The organism is Mesorhizobium sp. M5C.F.Ca.ET.164.01.1.1, assembly GCF_004792125.1.
Classification (GTDB): Bacteria; Pseudomonadota; Alphaproteobacteria; order Rhizobiales; family Rhizobiaceae; genus Mesorhizobium; species Mesorhizobium wenxiniae.
On the sequence record NZ_SRTG01000515.1, the window covers coordinates 1 to 296 of the forward strand.

The 296-nt window shown below is 64.9% G+C and carries 1 protein-coding gene; it reads left to right on the top strand.

Translation table 11 applies throughout. The features are described 5' to 3' along the window. Positions 1–296 (top strand): hydantoinase/oxoprolinase N-terminal domain-containing protein (locus tag EN807_RS34525; RefSeq protein ID WP_281405271.1); only part of this gene is annotated, 296 nt, incomplete at both ends.

A 296-nucleotide genomic window follows, 5' to 3' on the forward strand; every position in this document is an offset into this window, starting at 1 on the left:
TCGCCGTCGTCGTCCGCGATGCCAGAATCTTGCCCGCCGAAATCGGCATCATCATCCACGGCACGACGCTCGCCACCAATGCCCTGATCGAGCGGCGCGGGGCGAAAACCGCGCTGGTCACGACCGAAGGTTTTCGCGACGTGATCGAGATGCGGACGGAAAACCGCTTCGAGCAGTACGATCTCAACCTGCAACTGCCGACGCCGCTGATCCCGCGCGAGGACCGATTCACGGTCAAGGGCCGTATCGGCGCCGAGGGCCAGGAACTGCAGCCGCTCGACGAAGCCGCTCTCGCA